Here is an 18486-nt window from a genome sequence, read left to right on the forward strand (position 1 = left end):
ACCATGTCACGCAAACCCAAAAAAGGCTATTTCGTTCGCGGCAAGTTCGTGGCCGAAGGCAGCGAGCTCGATATCGAACTCAAGGCCGAGCTCAAAGGCACGACCGAGTCGAGCAAGTCCGACCTGAAAAAGGAAATGGATGACCTGCAAGACCTGGGCAAGGAACTGCTGACCTTGCGCAGCGACCTCTTCAAGCGCCTGGAATTGCCTGAAATCCTGAGCAATGCGCTGGCCGAGGCCAAGCGCATCACCAATTTCGAGGGCAAGCGCCGCCAGATGCAGTACATCGGCAAGCTGATGCGCAAGCTCGAAGACAGCGAAATCGCCGCGATCAAGGCAGCCCTGTCCGAGCAAAAGGAAGGCTCCAGCCTGGAAAAGGCCCTGCTGCATGCCGCCGAGCAGTGGCGCGACCGCATGATCGTCAGCGACGATGCGGTGGCCCAGTGGATCAACGAAGCCCCCGATACCGACATCCAGCAACTGCGCTCCCTGGTGCGCCAGGCCCGCAAGGACATGCCCAGCGCCCATGAGGCCAATGTGCAGGAATCCACCGGCCAGGCACCCCGCAAGGGCCGCGCCTACCGCGAGCTGTTCCAGCTGGTGCGCGACCATGTGATGGCCGCCCACAGCGCCAGCCGCAGCAGCAGCGATACGGCTGCAGACGGCGAAGACGACGATGACCAGGCCTGATGGCAGCGCAACAGGGCAAGCGATGAGCAGCACGTACGACACCGTCAAGATAGGCCTCGTTTCGATCAGCGACCGCGCCAGCACCGGCGTCTATGAAGACAAGGGCCTGCCTGCCTTGCAGGACTGGCTGGGCCGCGCGCTGCGCAACCCGCTGCAGTACGAGACCCGGCTGATTGCCGACGACGAGGCACTGATCAGCCAGACCCTCATCGAGCTGGTGGACCTTGGCTGCGCGCTGGTGCTGACCACCGGCGGCACCGGCCCTGCACCGCGCGATGTGACGCCCGAAGCAACTCTGGCCATCGCAGACAAGGTGATGCCCGGCTTTGGCGAACAGATGCGCCAGATCAGCCTGCAGTTTGTACCGACCGCGATTCTGTCGCGCCAGGTAGCCGTCATCCGGGGCAGCAGCCTGGTCATCAACCTGCCCGGCCAGCCCAAGGCGATTGCCCAGACCCTGGAAGGCCTGAAGGACGCCGAAGGCCAGCAGCAGGTGCCCGGCATCTTTGCCGCGGTACCCTACTGCGTGGACCTGATTGGCGGCCCCTATCTGCAAACCGACGAAGCCGTTTGCAAGGCATTTCGCCCCAAGGGCGCCGAGCGGCCCAGCGCGGGCTAGGCGTTTGACACCGCTGATAACCGCCCAGAGCGCGAAATGTGTACACAGTTTCGCGCTCTTTGCATTGCGGGCAGCCAATGTCCCAGCGCGTTTTGGCGGCGCCGGCGGTTGGCACAGGCAGCGGCGTTTTTTGGTTAAATGCCTGCTTGCCGCCTTGCCTCTGCCATTTTTGTAGGGCGGTGGTTCTTCATTTCGGCGCCCTCGCCCCACCCGCTTTTTCCTCCATCCAAGCCATGGGCCCGCAGGGCCTAGCAGCGCTTGGTGATCGCGGCCCGGGCAGCGCGCCCAGCGCCCCATGCAAAAGTCACCCGTTACGCTCACCCTGCTGTTTGCCCTGTGCACCATGATTGGTCCGCTGGGCATCGATACCTACCTGCCCTCTTTCCATGCCATCGGGCAGGAGTTTGGCGCCTCACCCATTGCAGTTCAGCAAACCCTGAGCGTCTACGTGTTTGCGATGGCCAGCACCATGCTGTTCTACGGCACGCTCAGCGATACCTTCGGCCGCCGCCGCGTGTTGATGGTCTCGGCCATCGGCTACGGCATCACCTCGCTGGCAGCGGCCTTTGCCGGCTCGATTGAATCGCTGGTGCTGATGCGCCTGGTGCAGGGCCTGTGCGCCGGCTCGGGCATGGTCATCGTGCGCGCGATGGTGCAAGACCAGCACCAGGGTGCCGAGGCGCAGCGCATGATGGCGCTGGTGATGATGGTGTTTGGCCTGGCCCCTGCGCTGGCGCCCGTGCTGGGCGGCTGGCTGCAAAGCCATGGCGGCTGGCGCTACAGCTTCTATTTCCTGTCGGGCTTTGGCGTCTTGCTGGCGCTGCTGATCTGGCGCCAGTTGCCCGAAACCCTGCCGCCCGAGCGCCGCACGCCGCTGAAGCTGCGCATCATTGCCGGCAACTACCTGCAGGCACTGCGCAACCGCAAGTTCCGCACCATGCTGATCGGCCTGGCGCTGATGGCCGGTGCCAACTCGATCTACATCAGCTCAGCCGCCGAGTTTGTGATGACCATACTTGGCCTGGACGAAACCGCGTTGGGCTGGCTGTTCATCCCGCTGATCGCCGGCACCATGCTGGGCTCAGCCATCTCCAGCGTGTTTGCCCGCCGCATTCCGCCCGCCGTGCAAAAACGCATCGGCTACGCCTGCCTGCTGGTCGCCTGCGCCTGCAACCTGCTCTACAACAGCCTGACCCAGCAACCCACCGTCCCCTGGGCCGTCCTGCCGATCACGCTCTACACCTTTGGCATCTCGCAGCTGATGCCCATCCTGACGCTAGAAGCCATGGGCCAGTTCCCCCAGATGCGCGGCCTGGCTTCTTCTTTGCAGGGCTTTAGCCAGATGATGGTCTTCACCATCATCTCCGGCCTCGTGGCGCCCCAGCTCTTCCACAGCGGCCTGCTGCTGGCGCTGGGCCTGGCGGTGACGGTGCTGCTGGGGATGGCGGTGTTTGCCTGGGCATCGCGCATGCCGGATGCGCGGGGGGTGGGACAGGTGGCTTGAGGGTTCGAAACCCAAGGATGGCGCTGCAGCGACATCTGTCCAGGCTGCAACTATAGATGGTCGGGTGCCAAAAATGGCCATTTAATAACATGGCCTTGATTGACAACATGGCCATGTTAAATAAAATGGCCATGTTAGGAGCAGCCATCATGCCAAAAAACTCTTCCGTTGCCCCCACCGGATCGCGTGCTGAGCAGCATGTGGCTGAGATCTTCCAGTCTCAGGGTTGGGCGGTGGAAATGCAATCTGCAGTGTCACCCAATGCGCATTTGGTGATCGGGCTTGGCGCTGAGCGGTTCATCGTAGAAGTCAAGGCGCTGTCCGAAAGCCGCCCAGACCGCGTGTTGCCCCTGCTGTCGATGGCCATTTTGCAAGCCAGAGAGGCGGCTGAGCGCTCCAGCGGCGCTAGCCCCCTGGCGGTCATATGGGTGCCCGAGGCATCGCCATCGCTGGTCAACCATGTGCAGGCGTTTGCGCAGCGTTTCGCCAACGATACGGCGGTGGGCATTGTCTCCGCAAGGGGTGAGCGCTATTTCAGTGGGAAGGCCTTCCAGCCACTGAACCATCTGCCTGAAGAGCCCCGCAAAGGACGCTTACCCCGTCCTGCACCGACCATCAATCTGTTCTCCGATCTGAACCAGTGGATGCTAAAGCTGCTGCTGGCGTGGGAGCTGCCTGAGGGCCTGCTCAATGCCCCTAGAAGAAGGTTCAAAAGTGGCTCCGAGCTTGCAGAATGCGCCCAGGTGTCTGCCATGAGCGCATCCCGGTTCCTACAACAGCTGCGTAACGAGGGCTACCTGAGCGACTCCTCGGTGCACCTGAAGCTGGTTCGCTGTGAGGAGCTTTTCAGCCGCTGGAGCGCTGCTGCCATGCGGCCCCGTTCAGAGATTCCTTGCCGCTTTCTTCTGCGACTGCCAGCCGATCAGCAAATTCGAAGTCTGCTCAGCAAACATACAGACGACGCTTGTCTGGGGTTGTTTGCTGCAGCGGATGCACTAGACATTGGTCATGTCAGTGGCGTCCCGCCCTACATCTACGTCAACAAGGCTCCAGACCTGGAAGCTCCGGCATGGGCTGGGCTGATGGCTTTCCCCTCGGAGCGGCCAGATGTGATACTCCGGCAAACCGCTTTTCCGCAATCCACCTTCAGAGCTGCGGTGAACCAGGATGGAGTCTTGGTCGCAGATATATTCCAGGTTTGGTTGGATGTTAAAAGCCATCCCACAAGGGGTGCTGAACAAGCCCAGCTGATCTACGACAAGTACTTACGGCCACTCACGGGGAGCTGATCGAATGAATGACCTCGAAGCATTCGCCAAGTTGGTTCAAGCATTGGAGCCATGGCGGCAGCAACTGGTCATCATCGGCGGCTGGAGTCATCGTCTCCACAGGTTGGATCCCAGGGCTAATTTGCCTGACTATCAGCCGGTTTCGACAAGAGACACCGACCTGGCCTTTGCCAACAAGGCGCCTATCGAGGGCGACATCAAGCAAGCGCTTGCGCAGCAGGGGTTCAAAGAAAATTTGAGCGGTGACCATCGACCACCAGCGGCACATTACACGCTGGGTAATGAGTCCAACGGCTTTTATGCAGAGTTTCTAACGCCTCTGCAGGGCAGCGGTAAAAAACGAAACGGGGAAACCGATGCGACGATGGAGAAAGCCGGCATCTCCGCGCAGAAGATCCGCCACCTGGACATTCTGCTGATCGATCCATGGAGTATCAGTCTCCATCAGGGAAACGGATTTCCGCTGCCTCGGCGAATGGATGTACTGGTGGCCCATCCGTTGTGCTTCATGGTGCAAAAGCTCCTGATCCAAAAAAATCGCAGCGCGGGCAAACGCGCCCAGGACGTTCTGTATATCTACGACACCATCGAGCTCTTCGCCGCTCTGCTGGAAGAGTTCAATGCGCACTGGACATCTCGCATTGCGCCAGCCCTGGGCAACCAGGCGGAGGAAGTGCGGACGCTCAGCCTGCAATCGTTTGCCGAGGGCAACGACATGGTCCGCAACGCTGCCCAGATTCCGGTAGACAGAAAGCTGTCACCCGAGCAAATCCAGGCTACTTGCAGCTATGCCTTTGACCGGATACTTCGCGCCTAGCGTTGAGGCAGATAAGTTGCGTACACGGACATAGACAAAAAACTGCCAGGGCACCCCAAGGCACCACTGGCGGTCAACTACCTATCCAAGACTACAGCACTAGATCAAACCTGCCCCTCGCGCTTGCGGCGCCAGGCCAGCAGCCCCAGGCCGCCCGATAGCAGCGCGAGTGCTGCATGGCCCAAGGTAGGCACGGGGGTGGCGGTAGCGCCAGGGGTGCCAGGTGTGCCTGGGTCATCGGCCAGCACGGCCACACCGCCCGGATCGCGGATGACGCCGTTGGCCTGCAGGTCGTCATCGCCGGTCTGGCCGTCGGTCAGGGTCAGGACCACCTTGTTGCCGCTGATGCTGGCATTCGGGTAGACATACCAGTGGGGCTGGTTGTTGTCGGCGGTCTTACCGTACTTGTAGTACTTGGCGTTGGCGGGCAAGGCTTGCGGGTAGGTCATCTCCACGGTGGCGCTCTGCCCTGCCTGGCCGCCGGTCAGCTGCAGGCTGACGACGCCAAACGGAAAGCTCACGCCGCTGGGCGCCGCTGCTGCAGGGCTCACGGCCACCGCTTGCGCGGCATCGAAGGCCCAGAGACCGGTGCCGCCGCCGCGCACGGTGGCTTGCATCTCGCCTTGCTTGCCGACAGGCGCCAAGGATGCGCTGGCGGGCTTGGCTTCAAAGTCAAAGCGTAGCTGGCATTGCGCGGAGATCGTGCCAGTGGTGTAAGCCGTTTGATCGGCATTCCACTGGCCTGCCGGGCAGCTGCTGTCTGCCGCCAGGCCCACCAGCTGGTAGCCGGGTTGGGGCACGACCGCGCAGGTGCTGGTCTGGCCGGGCACCGCGCTGCTGCAGCTCACCTGGCCGGCTGCCGGGGCATTGGGGGTGCCCACCACGCCGTCGCTGCCGTCGCCCACCACCAGGGTCACCGGTTGGCCCATGATCACGTAGCTGTAGGTGGCATCCATCTGGTGGCGGTAGCCGGGCATGACGATGGCGGTGCCGGCACTGCTGAAGCTGAGCGCCCCATTGCTACCGGGTACCGCGGTCGCAGTGCCGCCCAGGTAGACCAGCTCCGTGGCAACGGCATCGCGCTGTGCGCGCAGCTGGGTGGTCAGGGTCACACCCAGGCTCAGTGGCACATTCAAAGCCAGCGCAGCAGTTTGCGGCTTGGCTGCGATCTCAACCGGGAAGTTGCTGGCCAGGTAGGCATCGTTGGTGGTGATGCCATGGGTTCCCCAGCTGTAGTACTTGTAGAAGGTGGCCGGGTCGTTCACCGTCCAGGGCCAGAAGGTCACGCCACGGTGCTTGGCCGCTTCCATCGTGCTTTGGCGAATGGCGCCGTAGCTGGGATTGAAGGTGGAGGAGTTGGCCTGTGTGGCCTCCAGCACATTGCGCACGCTGGCGGGCACATCGGCGCTGTCGGCAATGCTGTTGAGGAAGCCGCCCGTCAGCTCGGGCATCTGCTCGCCGCTGCGCTTGAGCTGGTCGGCAATGAAGGAGATGGCGACCGACTGGTCCGCCACGCCCTCTTCGGCCATTTCCTTCTTGAGCTGGGCAATGATGCGCGGGTTGCTGCTCTTGAGCTCGATCACATGGGTGATGGGATCGTTCTTGAACGCCTGGAAGTACTCACGCATCGTGGGCACCTGGTAGCCCTTGGTCTTGCTGGCAAGGGCCTTGACCTGTGCCAGGGTCATGCTCTCGATGGTGCCCGTGCCATTGGTGGTGCGGTCCACGGTGTCGTCATGCATGATGACCAGGTGGTCGTCGGTGGTGATGTAGATGTCGTTCTCCACGGCATCGGCTCCCACCGCCACCGCCGCCTTGGCGCTCTCCAGCGTGTTCTCGTCCTCGCGGCTGGGCATGCCCCGGTGGCCGATCACCAGCGGCTTGCGCAGCAAGGTGTTGGCAGGCAGCTTGCGCAGCACCTCGGCATAGGCCGCGCTGTTGGCAGAGACGACGCCGTTGACACCGCTGACCAGCACCTTCGCCGCTTGCTCAGGGGTTGCAGCCTCGGCATTGGTCCACACCGTGATCAGCAGGCGCTGCAGATGGGCCACGAACGCGCGGTCGGTCAGGCGCTCGGGCAGGATGGCGATCTTGGCGCCTGCCCGGTTGGTATCGCCCACAATGGTCAGCAGATCGGCCTTGGACGTGGTCAGATTGCGCTCGCTGAAATCCACCGCAGTGCGCAGCTTGGGCAACGCGGCACGGGCTTGCTTGAGCAGCGCCACATCACTGGACAACAAGGTCAGGTCGGCCAGATTGTGCACCTGGTCGGAGAAGGTCACCAACGCGTTCAAGGTGGCCTCGTCCTGGATGCGCAGCAGCGGGATGGTATTGCGCTTGGGCTGGGCAAAATAGGCGGCGAGCGTGCCCACGTCGGTGCCGCTGGCATCGCGCAGATGCAGGCTGCTGTCCAGCGTCCACAGTGCATTGCTGGCGCCGCTGCCGTCCAGCGATTGCAGGCCTTCTGCGGCCTGCACGAGGGTAGGTGCCATTGCAGCAGGGCTGCCAGCGTCCTGCACGATCACGGGCATGTCCAACTCGGGCAGCGGCGTGATCTGCTCGGTCACCTTGATGCTCTTGACGCGCATGATCAGGCCTGCGGTCTGCATGCCGATCCCGCCCTTGGCCAGGTCTGCGCTCAGCAGGGCATCGTGCAACAGCACGCCGTCGAGGTACTGGCGCACGCGCTTGCCATGCACCACCACGCTGGCGACGTAGGTCTTGGTGGCACTGATGGCCTCGGTATAGGGCTTGGTGCCCTGCACCGACCAGCCACCGCCACTGCGGTACGCAAACTCCGTGCCGTTGTTGGCCGTGGCGGTCTGGCGGATCGCGAACTGGTAGTAGGGCTCATGCGCCGGCGTGGCGCTGGACGGCGACGTGCGGTACATCACGCTGCCCCAACGGGCCGAGTTGTTCGGCTGCTCGAAGCTGAATGCCATGTCCACACGGTAGTTGGAGAGGTTCTCGAACTCCGCAGGCAGAAGCACGGCAGTCATCGCAGTGCTGTCCGCCTTGCCATTGATCAGCAGATTGCCGGTGCTGGCCTCGATGGAGGCCGTGCCCTTGTTCCATGCAGCGGTGCGCCAGCCCGCAGGCAGGGTGGTCGCAGCCGTGTCGTTGAAGACATGCTCGACGTAGACCTGGCCCTGGGGATCGGCAGCAGCCAGCTTGGCTTCCAGCGCCTGGCGTGCGGGGGTATGGGTGGCCTGGTCGGCCGCCAAGGTAGGGTGTGTCGTGAGGATCAGCAAAGAGGCCATGGCGGCCACAAGGGGTAAGCGTCGCATAGGGTTCCCAAAAGAAAGGCGGAAGTGTTGCAACTGCAGGTGACAGCCTGATGAAAAAACGTGACTTCCCCTCTGCATCTGAGCGTGTCTCCTGGGCCGAAATCTCTGTTTGTTATTTGGAATTTGTTTTTATTTATCTATTTATTAAATGCGCTTCGGCGCCACGGGCTCGGTAACGTGGGTGACAAACGCCGTGTGCTTGGGCGGTTTGCCCGCTGTCGCCCGGCAGCATCTGCTCTTAGCATGGGCTTTGCTGAACCCAGGCAAGCCACATAACAAAGGAGTCAACATGCCCCAGCCCTTTTCCCAGCGCCGCCGCGTACATGCTTTCAGCGCCTGCGCGCTGGCTTGCAGCGCCATTGCCGGCGTTGCCCATGCACAGGCACCCGCCCCCGTGCGCCTGGGTTTTCTGACCGATATGTCCAGCCAGTATTCGGACGGCGATGGCAAGGGCGGCGTGACCGCCATCCAGATGGCCATCGAGGACTTTGGCGGCAAACTGCTGGGCCGGCCGATCGAGCTGCTGTCGGCCGACCACCAGAACAAGGCCGATATCGCCTCGACCAAGTCGCGCGAATGGGTCGACACCCAGGATGTGCAGCTGCTGATTGCCGGCACCAACACCGCGACAGCGCTGGCCATGGGCCAGGTGGCCAATGAGAAAAAACGCGTGCTGCTGATCAACGGCGCCTACTCCTCGAACCTGACGGGCAGCCAGTGCTCGCCGTACTGGGTGCACTACAACAGCGACACCACGGCCATTGCGCGCGGCACGGGCCGGGCGGTGTCCGAGCAAGGCGCCAAGACCTGGGCGCTGCTGGTGGCCGATTACACCTTTGGCCACACCTTGGAGGCCGATGTGACCCAGGTGGTGCGGGCCCAGGGCGGCCAAATCGTCAAATCGGTGCGTGCGCCCTTCCACGCGAATGATTTTTCGTCCTACCTCGTGCAGGTACAGGCCAGCAAGGCCGAGATCCTGGGCCTGGCCAATGCGGGTGGCGACTTCATGAACTCGCTCAAGGCCGCGCGGGAGTTTGGCGTCACGCCCAAGATGAAGCCGGTCGCGCTGATGGTGTTCGCCAACGAGGTCGAGAGTCTGGGCCTCAAGCTCGCCGGCGGCCTGATGTTCACCGACAGCTGGTACTGGGACCGCTCGCCCGAGGCCCGTGCCTGGACCGACCGCTACTACGCCCGCACCAAGAAGATGCCCACCTCGCTGCAGGCCTCCGACTACTCCTCGGCGATGAGCTACTTCAAGGCTGTGGAAAAGGCGCAGAGCCTGGATGCCGACAAGGTGATGCAGACCCTCAAGTCGATGCCGCTGAACGACATGTTCGGCAAGGGCAAGATCGAGTCCAACGGCCGCTATGTGCACGACATGTACCTGCTGCAGGTCAAGACGCCCGAAGAGTCCAAGGGCAAGCATGACGTGTTCAAGCTGATCAAGGCCTTGCCGGGCGATACGCTGTTTGCCAGCAAGCAAGAGGCCCAGTGCCCGATCTGGAAGTGAGCCTCTGAACCGGGGAGGCAGCCCGCAGCCGGGCTGCGCCAATCCTTGGCAAGGTCTGAGGGATAAGGGTTAGCCCTATATTGCAGGGCTATCTCGCCTTTGCCAGGGCCTGGGGCGCATGCACGGCGCCCAAGCTGGCAGGACTCTTGCTTGCCCTTTCCCCATGACCCGATACCGCCTCTTTGCCAGCGCAGGCTTTGCGCGCGTGACCCAACTGACCTCCGGCAAATTCCGCTGGGCACTCAAGACCGGCTCCTCCGGCCATTCCTGGCTGGAGGATGGCATCGCGATGGCGGTCGGCATCTTGCTGATCTCCACCGCCTTGGTGCTGTACAAAAGCGCGGGGCTGCTGACGGGCGGCATTGCCGGTATTGCGCTGCTGGGGCACTACGCCACCGGCACGGATCTGGGCCTGCTGTTCTTCTGCCTGAACCTGCCCTTCTACTGGCTGGCGGCCAAGCGCATGGGCGCCGCCTTCGTGGTCAAGACCTTTATCGCGGTGGTGGCCACGTCCTGGCTCACCGGGCTGCTGCCGGCGCTGCTGTCCATCGCTTATGTGTCCCAGCCACTGGCGGCCATTCTCGGCGGTGTGCTGCTGGGCACGGGCTTTTTGATTCTGTTCCGCCACCGGGTCAGCCTGGGCGGCTTCGGCATTCTGGCGCTCTACCTGCAGGAGCGCCGAGGCTGGTCGGCGGGCAAGGTGCAGATGGGGCTGGACTGCACCATTGTGGCCTTTGCGCTGTGGCTGGTGCCGGCCGTGTCGGTCGCCTGGTCGATTGCCGGGGCGGTGATCCTGAACCTGATCGTGGCGATGAACCACCGCAAGGACCGCTATATCGCGGTCTGATCCCTTGGTTGAAAAGTCTTAGTCAAACCCGCGCATCTGCGCCCAGTCGCCAAAGGGCGCGCGGTCGGCACGCAGGCTGTTGATGGGCGCAGACGGGTCTTCGTACCCCAGCGCAATACCATAGGCCACCTTGTAAGGCTCAGGGGCCTTGAGCACCCGCTCCACGGTGTCACCATAGCGGCGCCAGTAGCCCTGGGCACAGGTGGCCAGGCCGCGCTCGGTGGCCAGCAGCATCAGGGACTGCAGGTAAATGCCCAGGTCCACCCACTGCGCATAGCCCATGCGCTCGTCGGCAAACACCAGCAGACCCACCGGCGCACCAAAGAAACGGCCATTCTTGGCCAGCTGCTCCAGACGCGCGGCCTTGTCCTCGCGCGGAATGTCGATGGTCTTGTACAGGTCCTCGCCATTCTTGAAGCGGCGCGTGCGGTACGGCTCCCAGAGATTGGGCGGGTAGGTGTAGTTGTTGCCGCCCTCGGGCAGCGGCTGCGCGTCCGCGATCGCATCGGTCAGCTCCTGCAAGGCATGGCCCGCCAGCGCCACCACCCGCCAGGGCTGCAGATTACCGCCCGATGCCGCCTGCGCCGCGTCGGCAATCAGGCTGTGGACTGCCTGGGCAGACGGTGCTTTGGGCAAAAAGGCGCGCACGGAGCGGCGCTCTTTCATGGCTTGCGTAACGTTCATGGCAAAGGGCTTTCTGGCGTGGAACGGGGCTGACACACTGCAGCCCGAAGTTTAGTGCAGCGCAGCAAACATCGCTGACACCGACGCGCCAATGCGGCCGCCGGGTGGCGGCCGCATTGTGCGTCAAGCGCTGCCTGCCCTTACCTGGCCGTGGTGTCGCTGGCGATCGGGATGTAGAAATCACCCCCTGCCCGGTTGAACTCCTCGGCCTTGGCCTGCATGCCCAACGCAATGCCCTGCTCCTCGGCCACGCCCTGGTGCTTGGCGAACTCGCGCACCTCCTGCGTGATCTTCATCGAGCAGAACTTGGGACCGCACATGGAGCAGAAATGCGCCACCTTGGCACTGTCCTTGGGCAGGGTTTCGTCATGGAAGGCGCGGGCCGTGTCCGGGTCCAGCCCCAGGTTGAACTGGTCCTCCCAGCGGAAATCGAAACGCGCCTGGCTCAATGCATCGTCACGCGCGCGCGCACCTGGGTGGCCCTTGGCCACATCGGCCGCATGCGCGGCAATCTTGTAGGCAATGATGCCCTGCTTGACGTCATCGCGGTCGGGCAGGCCCAGGTGCTCCTTCGGCGTCACATAGCAGAGCATGGCGGTGCCAAACCAGCCGATCATCGCTGCACCAATGGCACTGGCGATATGGTCGTAGCCCGGCGCAATGTCGATGGTCAGCGGGCCCAGGGTGTAGAACGGTGCCTCATGGCAGTGCTTGAGCTGCTCGGTCATGTTCGCCTGGATCATGTGCATCGGCACATGGCCCGGGCCTTCGATCATGGTCTGCACATCGTGCTTCCAGGCCAGCTGGGTCAGCTCGCCCAGCGTCGCCAGCTCGGCAAACTGCGCTTCGTCATTGGCGTCCGAGGCGCAGCCCGGGCGCAGGCCGTCGCCCAGCGAGAAGCTCACGTCGTACTGCTTCATGATGTCGCAGATTTCTTCGAAATGTTCGTAGAGGAAGCTCTCGCGGTGGTGGGCCATGCACCACTTGGCCATGATGGAGCCGCCGCGCGAGACAATGCCGGTGCGGCGCTGGGCCGTGAGGTGGATATAGGCCAGGCGCACGCCGGCGTGGATCGTGAAATAGTCCACGCCCTGCTCGGCCTGCTCCACCAGCGTGTCGCGGAAGATCTCCCAGGTCAGGTCCTCGGCAATGCCGCCTACCTTCTCCAGCGCCTGGTAGATCGGCACGGTGCCAATGGGCACTGGCGAATTGCGCACGATCCAGTCGCGCGTGGTGTGAATGTTTTTGCCGGTGGACAGGTCCATCACATTGTCGGCCCCCCAGCGGATGGCCCAGACCAGTTTCTCGACCTCTTCCTCGATGCTGGAGGTCACCGCCGAGTTGCCGATGTTGGCATTGATCTTGACCTTGAAGTTGCGGCCAATGGCCATCGGCTCGATCTCGGGGTGGTTGATGTTGGCCGGGATGATGGCCCGGCCCCGCGCCACCTCGTCGCGCACAAATTCCGGCGTGATGATCTTGGGGATCGCCGCGCCCAGGCTGTTGCCCGCCAGGCGGGCCTCGCGCGCGGCATCGCGCTGGTACTCGGCCATCCATTCGCGGCGGCCGTTCTCGCGCAGCGCGACGTATTCCATCTCGGGGGTGATGATGCCCTTACGTGCATAGTGCATCTGGGTCACGTTGGCGCCGCTCTTGGCGCGGCGCGGCTGGCGCTGCAGTGCGGCGGCCTCGGCACGCAGTTGGGCCACGCGCAGGTCTTCTTCGCCGCGCTTGCCGCCATCGTCGAGGGCCACACGCGGGCGCCCCACGTAGTATTCGCTGTCAGCGCGCGCGGCAATCCATTCGGCGCGCAGCGCGGGCAGGCCCTGGCGCACATCGATGGCCACGGCCGGGTCGGTGTAGGGTCCGGAGGTGTCGTAGACGCTGACCCGCTCCCCGTTGGTCAGTGCAATATCGCGCACCGGCACTTGCAGCTGCGGGTGGATGGCACCGGGCAGGTAGGATTTGGTCGACGCAGGAAAAGGCTGGCGCGATCGGGCCAGCAGTTCGCTAAAGCGGGCGGCATCGGGGGCATCACCGGTGGCGGGGATGAACAGGGACTCAGGGGCGTTCATGGCAGTCTCCTCAAAGCGGTTGATTTCATCGAACGCTCCGGGACGTGCCGGCCCTGCTCTGTTGCAACACGCCAGGCATGGCTGCCTGGCCGCAACACGCCCATCGACTGCACCCCGGCCCGGCCGTGCTGTGCGTTGCGCCAGGGCCGCTGTGGGGTGGCCATGGCGGCACCTGTTGCGCGCTGACAGGTGCCGTCCCCAAAAAAGACAAAACCCCAGTGCGCGAGGCGCCTGGGGTGTGCGTAGCGGAGGGCTGCAAGCGCGTGCCATGCAACGCTGCCTGCCTTCCACCGCTGTGCTTTCAGGGTCCCGCTCTTCTTCCGCCGGCATGAACCGGATCAAGTTCGTCGGGTTCGCTAATCAGCAGTCTTGCAACTGCCTTTCGCATCTCAGCGCTTTCGCACACCCCGGAGCTGCGAGCAGTATAGCCGGTTCGTGCCGCGCCTGCAGACGCGTTTTTGCCGCGCTCTGGTGCTTACCCCAGTAGGCGCGCGCGAAGCAGCCTGCAACCATCGGGGCGCAGCCGCCCACCGGTGCGCCGCACCTGGCCGTCACGCTGTACGCCTGTCCATTTGAACAAGGAGACCTCCCGATGCAAGTTCCTGCAATGCCCTCTTTGCGTTCTGCCCGGCCGCACCGGCGACGAGCGATTGCGGCCGCTGCCGCTGGCTGCGTGCTGGCCCTGCTCAGCCAAGGCGCGCTGGCGCAAGACAAGGTCCGGATCGGCTTCATCACCGACATGTCCAGCGTCTACGCCGATGTCGATGGCAAGGGCGGGGCCCTGGCCTTGCAGATGGCGATTGACGACTTTGGCGGCAAGCTGCTGGGCAAGCCGGTGGAGCTGATGGTGGCCGACCACCAGAACAAGGCCGACCTGGCCGCATCGAAGGCCCGCGAGTGGTTCGACCAGCGCGATATGCAGATGCTGGTGGGCGGCACCACCTCCAGCACCGGCCTGGCGATGGCCAAGGTGGCCGAGGAGAAAAAGCGCCTCATCATCGTGAACGGCTCGGGCACCTCGGCGCTGACCAACGACCAGTGCAGCCCCTACACCGTGCACTACGCCTACGACACCGTGGCACTGGCCAAGGGCACGGGCGGCGCGATCGTGGGCCTGGGCGACAAGGACTGGTTCTTTCTGACGGCCGACTACGCCTTTGGCCATGCGCTGGAGGCCGATACCACCAAGGTCATCAAGGCCGCCGGCGGGCGCGTGGTGGGCGCCGTGCGCCACCCGATCAATGCCTCGGATTTCTCATCCTTCCTGCTGCAGGCGCAGAACTCCAAGGCGCAGATTCTGGCCATGGCCAACGCGGGCGGCGACACCATCAACACCATCAAGGCTGCGCGCGAGTTTGGTGTCACCAAGACCATGAAACTGGCTGGCCTGCTGCTGTTCAGCTCGGACATCCACAGCCTGGGGCTCAAGCAGACCGAAGGCCTGATGTTCACCGACAGCTGGCATTGGGATTTGAACCCCGAGAGCCGCAAGTTCTCGGACCGCTTCTTCGAGAAATTCAAGAAGATGCCGACCTCGCTGCAGGCGGCCGATTACTCGGCGATGATGACTTACCTGAAGACAGCGGACCGCATCAAGTCGACCGATTCGGACAAGGTGATGGCTGCGCTGAAGGCCGAGCCACTGTCCGACTTTTATGCCAAGGGCGTTGTCCGCCCCGATGGCCGGTATGCGCATGAGATGTACCTGATGCAGGTAAAGACCCCGGCCGAATCCAAAGGCGCCTGGGATTATTTCAAGGTGCTCAAGACGCTCAGCCCCGATGAGGTCTGGACCACCAAGGCCGAAAGCACCTGCAAGCTCTGGAAGTAAATCCTCCCGCTGCTGCCCAAAAACAAAGGCCTGCGCAATGCAGGCCTTTGACTTGGACGGGTCTGCGACCCTCCGCTATTTCTTCTTGCGGTCCATGAAGGCGATCAACTCGCCCATGATGCCGCGGCGGAATGCCAGCACACAGATCACAAAAATCAGCCCGGTCACGATCGTCACCGACTCACCCAAGGTGTTGAACCATTCGACGCCCGTCAAGCGCGACAGCCAGGTGCCGATATCGCCGATCTTGTTCTCCAGCGCGACGATCACCGCCGAGCCGACGATCGGGCCGGACAGCAGGCCCAGGCCGCCCACCAAGGTCATCAGGATGACCTGGCCGGATGCCGTCCAGTGCACGTCCGTCAACGTGGCGAAGCCCAGCACCACCGTCTTGAGCGAGCCCGCCAGGCCCGCCAGCGCGGCCGAGATGACGAAGGCCAGCAGCTTGAAGCGGTTGACGTCGTAGCCCAGCGAGATGGCACGTGGCTCGTTTTCTTTCAGGGCCTTGAGCACCTGGCCGAAAGGCGAATGCACCGTGCGCATGATCAGCAGGAAGGCCAGCACCACGATGACCAGCGCCACGTAGTACATCGTCCAGTCGCTCTCCAGGCTCAGCAGGCCAAACAGCTTGCCGCGCGGTACCGCCTGCAGGCCGTCCTCACCACCGGTAAAGGGCATTTGCAGGCAGGCGAAGAACAGCATCTGCGCGAGCGCCAACGTGATCATCGAGAAATAAATCCCCTGGCGGCGAATGGCCAGCCAGCCGAACACCACGCCCAGCAATGCGCCGAACACCACACCGAACAATATGCCCAGCTCCGGCGTCAGGTGCCAGACCTTGATCGCATGGCCGGTGACATAGGCCGCGCCACCAAAGAAGGCGGCATGGCCAAAGGACAGCAGACCGGTGTAGCCCAGCAGCAGATTGAAGGCGCAGGCAAACAGTGCAAAGCACATCAGCTTCATCACGAACACCGGGTAGGCCCCCATGAACGGCGCCGCAATCAGGCCGAGCAGCAGCAAGCCGTATCCCAGTTTGGCAAACTTCTTGGAATTCATCCCCTCACCTCACTTCGCTTTGCCAAACAGGCCAGCCGGGCGTACCAGCAGCACGATGACCATGATCACAAACACGACGGTGGCCGAGGCCTCCGGGTAGAAGACCTTGGTCAGCCCTTCGATCACGCCCAGTGCCAGACCGGTGATGATGGCGCCCATGATGGAGCCCATGCCACCGATCACGACCACCGCGAACACAGTGATGATCAGGTTCTGTCCCATCAGCGGCGTGACCTGGTAGACCGGAGCGGCCAGCACGCCGGCGAAGGCGGCCAGGCCCACGCCAAAGGCATAGGTCAGCATGATCATCAGCGGCACGTTGACACCGAAGGCCTCGACCAGACGGGGGTTCTCGGTGCCGGCGCGCAGGTAGGCACCCAGGCGGGTCTTCTCGATCACGAACCAGGTGGCAAAGCAGACGACCAGCGAGGCCGCGACGACCCACATGCGGTAGTTGGGCAGCAGCATCACGCCGACATTGGTGGCGCCTTCGAGCAGCTCTGGCGTGTCGTAACCCAGGCCGGAGACACCATAGATCGAGCGGAACACACCTTCGATCAGCAACGACAGGCCCAGGGTCAGCAGCAGGCCGTAGAGGTGGTCGAGCTTGTAGATATGGCGCAGCAGGAAGCGCTCTATCAGCACCCCGATGATGCCCACCAGAATCGGTGACAGCAGCAGCATCACCCAGTAGTTGATCTGGAAGTAGGAGGCCGCCATCCAGGTGAACATGGCCCCCAGCATGAACAAAGCGCCGTGGGCGAAATTGATCACGTTGAGCAGGCCGAAGATCACGGCCAATCCCAGACTGAGAATGGCATAGAACGAGCCATTGACCAGACCCAGCAGCAGCTGGCTCATCAAGGCCGGTAATGAGATACCAAAGATTTCCATGAAAGGCTCACGAGTCGGTGAATGAACACAACACGCCTGGCGCCATGCCAATGCTGCTTTTGGCACCCGGCCCATCAGCGATGGACGGGTGCTGCAGCAGGCGGCAAGGACGCAGGTTACGTGTGAGCGGTGCTTACTTCCAGAGCGCGCACTTGGATTCGGCCTTGGTCGTCCAGACCTGGTCTGCAGGCAAGGTGGACAGGACCTTCAGGTAATCCCAGGGCTTCTTGGATTCGGCGGGCGACTTGGCTTCGACCAGGTACATGTCGTGCGCGTAGCGGCCATCGGGACGGATGACACCCTTGCCGTAGAAATCGTTCAGTGGCGTGCTCTTGAGGTACGCCATGACCTTGTCGGCATCGGTGGTCTTGACGGCTTCAACGGCCTTCAGGTAGTTCATCGTGGCCGAGTAGTCCGCCGCATGCAGATCGGTCGGCATGCGCTTGGTCTTGGCAAAGAACTTGTCGGCGAACTTGCGTGTCTCGTCGTTCAGGTCCCAGTACCAGCTGGTGGTGTGCAGCAGGCCTTCGGTGTTCTTCAGGCCCATGCTGTGGATGTCGGACAGGAAGACCAGCAAGCCAGCGGTCTTCATGCTCTTGTTGATGCCGAATTCACGTGCAGCCTTGATGGCATTGATGGTGTCGCCCCCGGCATTGGCCAGACCCAGGATCTGGGCCTTGGAGCTTTGCGCCTGCAGCAGGAAGGACGAAAAGTCGGAAGCGTTGAGCGGATGGCGCACCGAGCCGACGACCTGTCCGCCCTTGGCCTTGATGACGGCCGTGGTATCTGCCTCCAGCGAGTGGCCGAATGCGTAGTCGGCCGTCAGGAAGAACCAGGACTTGCCACCACGGTCCACCACGGCGCCGCCGGTGCCCTTGGCCAGGGCCACGGTGTCATAGGCGTAGTGCACGGTGTAGGGGCTGCATTGCTCATTGGTCAGCGCCGACGAGCCTGCGCCGCTGTTGAAGTAGACGCGCTTTTTCTCCTGGGCCACCTTCGCAGCGGCCAGCGCCGTGCCGGAGTTGGTGCCGCCAAACAGCATCGTCACGCCGGCGGTGTCGATCCACTCGCGCGCCTTGGAGGCGGCAATGTCGGCCTTGTTCTGGTGGTCGGCCGAGACCATCTCGATAGGCTGGCCCAGCACCTTGCCACCGAAGTCGTCGATGGCCATCTGGATGGCGACAGCGCCGTTCTTGCCTTCCACGTCGGCGTAGAGGCTGGACATGTCCGTGATGAAGCCGATCTTCACCTTCTCCTGTGCCTGGGCAGCGCCTGCGGACAGGGCGACCAAACATGCCACTTGGGCAATGGCTTTGAGCTTTGCTTTCATCTTGTCTCCTAAAAAATATCTGTTCTCAATTCATGGCGGCAGTCTGCGCT

General features: G+C 63.0%; 14 protein-coding genes and 1 riboswitch. Of the genes, 8 read left to right on the top strand and 6 right to left on the bottom strand.

The features are described from left to right. Window positions 1-3: 3 nt before the first annotated feature. The 5 genes from yjgA to ACHWUQ_RS13930 all read left to right on the top strand — a co-directional run bounded on the left by yjgA (window position 4) and on the right by ACHWUQ_RS13930 (window position 4919). Window positions 4-690, top strand: coding sequence for a ribosome biogenesis factor YjgA (gene yjgA / locus ACHWUQ_RS13910; RefSeq protein ID WP_394681500.1), 687 nt, complete (start codon window positions 4-6; stop codon window positions 688-690). A 22-nt stretch (window positions 691-712) separates the two neighbouring features. Further along, window positions 713-1309, top strand: a complete 597-nt coding sequence (gene mog, locus ACHWUQ_RS13915) for a molybdopterin adenylyltransferase (protein WP_373448643.1) — start codon at window positions 713-715, stop codon at window positions 1307-1309. Between the two features lie 295 nt (window positions 1310-1604). After that, the gene (locus ACHWUQ_RS13920) at window positions 1605-2813 is read left to right on the top strand and encodes a multidrug effflux MFS transporter (RefSeq protein WP_394681501.1); all 1209 of its coding nucleotides are present in this window, start codon (window positions 1605-1607) and stop codon (window positions 2811-2813) included. An 89-nt stretch (window positions 2814-2902) separates the two neighbouring features. Then, on the top strand, window positions 2903-4102 hold the full coding sequence (locus tag ACHWUQ_RS13925) for an RpiR family transcriptional regulator (protein ID WP_394681502.1): 1200 nt from the start codon (window positions 2903-2905) through the stop codon (window positions 4100-4102). A gap of 4 nt (window positions 4103-4106) precedes the next feature. Beyond that, window positions 4107-4919: a GSU2403 family nucleotidyltransferase fold protein gene (locus ACHWUQ_RS13930; protein WP_394681503.1), complete on the top strand. Its 813-nt coding sequence runs from the start codon at window positions 4107-4109 to the stop codon at window positions 4917-4919. A gap of 104 nt (window positions 4920-5023) precedes the next feature. On the opposite strand, the gene ACHWUQ_RS13935 is transcribed toward ACHWUQ_RS13930, so the two are convergent. After that, entirely contained in the window at window positions 5024-8206 is a 3183-nt protein-coding gene (locus tag ACHWUQ_RS13935) for an IPTL-CTERM sorting domain-containing protein (protein WP_394681504.1), read from the bottom strand. Window positions 8207-8495: 289 nt separating this feature from the next. On the opposite strand from ACHWUQ_RS13935, the gene ACHWUQ_RS13940 reads away from it, so the two are divergent. Further along, window positions 8496-9716 carry an ABC transporter substrate-binding protein gene (locus ACHWUQ_RS13940; RefSeq protein ID WP_394681505.1) on the top strand — a complete coding sequence of 407 codons (1221 nt, stop codon included), beginning with the start codon at window positions 8496-8498 and terminating at the stop codon, window positions 9714-9716. Window positions 9717-9879: 163 nt separating this feature from the next. Beyond that, window positions 9880-10563 (top strand): YitT family protein, encoded by a 684-nt coding sequence (locus tag ACHWUQ_RS13945; protein WP_394681506.1) that lies wholly within the window; start codon window positions 9880-9882, stop codon window positions 10561-10563. Window positions 10564-10581: 18 nt separating this feature from the next. On the opposite strand, the gene ACHWUQ_RS13950 is transcribed toward ACHWUQ_RS13945, so the two are convergent. Together ACHWUQ_RS13950 and thiC are read right to left on the bottom strand one after the other, a co-directional pair. After that, window positions 10582-11247, bottom strand: coding sequence for a nitroreductase (locus ACHWUQ_RS13950; RefSeq protein ID WP_239811304.1), 666 nt, complete (start codon window positions 11245-11247; stop codon window positions 10582-10584). A gap of 140 nt (window positions 11248-11387) precedes the next feature. Then, a complete protein-coding gene (thiC, locus tag ACHWUQ_RS13955) occupies window positions 11388-13322 on the bottom strand; it encodes a phosphomethylpyrimidine synthase ThiC (protein ID WP_394681507.1) in 1935 nt (644 codons plus the stop codon). A 298-nt stretch (window positions 13323-13620) separates the two neighbouring features. Further along, window positions 13621-13742: riboswitch (TPP riboswitch) on the bottom strand. Window positions 13743-13929: 187 nt separating this feature from the next. Between thiC and ACHWUQ_RS13960 the strand changes: the two genes are divergently transcribed. After that, on the top strand, window positions 13930-15153 hold the full coding sequence (locus ACHWUQ_RS13960) for an ABC transporter substrate-binding protein (RefSeq protein ID WP_239812660.1): 1224 nt from the start codon (window positions 13930-13932) through the stop codon (window positions 15151-15153). A gap of 75 nt (window positions 15154-15228) precedes the next feature. Here ACHWUQ_RS13960 and ACHWUQ_RS13965 read toward each other — a convergent pair whose 3' ends face one another. The 3 genes from ACHWUQ_RS13965 to ACHWUQ_RS13975 form a co-directional block, all read right to left on the bottom strand. Beyond that, entirely contained in the window at window positions 15229-16212 is a 984-nt protein-coding gene (locus tag ACHWUQ_RS13965) for a branched-chain amino acid ABC transporter permease (RefSeq protein ID WP_312409845.1), read from the bottom strand. Between the two features lie 9 nt (window positions 16213-16221). Further along, window positions 16222-17106: a branched-chain amino acid ABC transporter permease gene (locus tag ACHWUQ_RS13970; RefSeq protein WP_239811301.1), complete on the bottom strand. Its 885-nt coding sequence runs from the start codon at window positions 17104-17106 to the stop codon at window positions 16222-16224. Between the two features lie 133 nt (window positions 17107-17239). Next, a complete protein-coding gene (locus ACHWUQ_RS13975; protein WP_230771658.1) occupies window positions 17240-18436 on the bottom strand; it encodes an ABC transporter substrate-binding protein in 1197 nt (398 codons plus the stop codon). Window positions 18437-18486: the final 50 nt, after the last annotated feature.

Source organism: uncultured Comamonas sp. (assembly GCF_964277875.1).
Classification (GTDB): Bacteria; Pseudomonadota; Gammaproteobacteria; order Burkholderiales; family Burkholderiaceae_C; genus Comamonas; species Comamonas sediminis.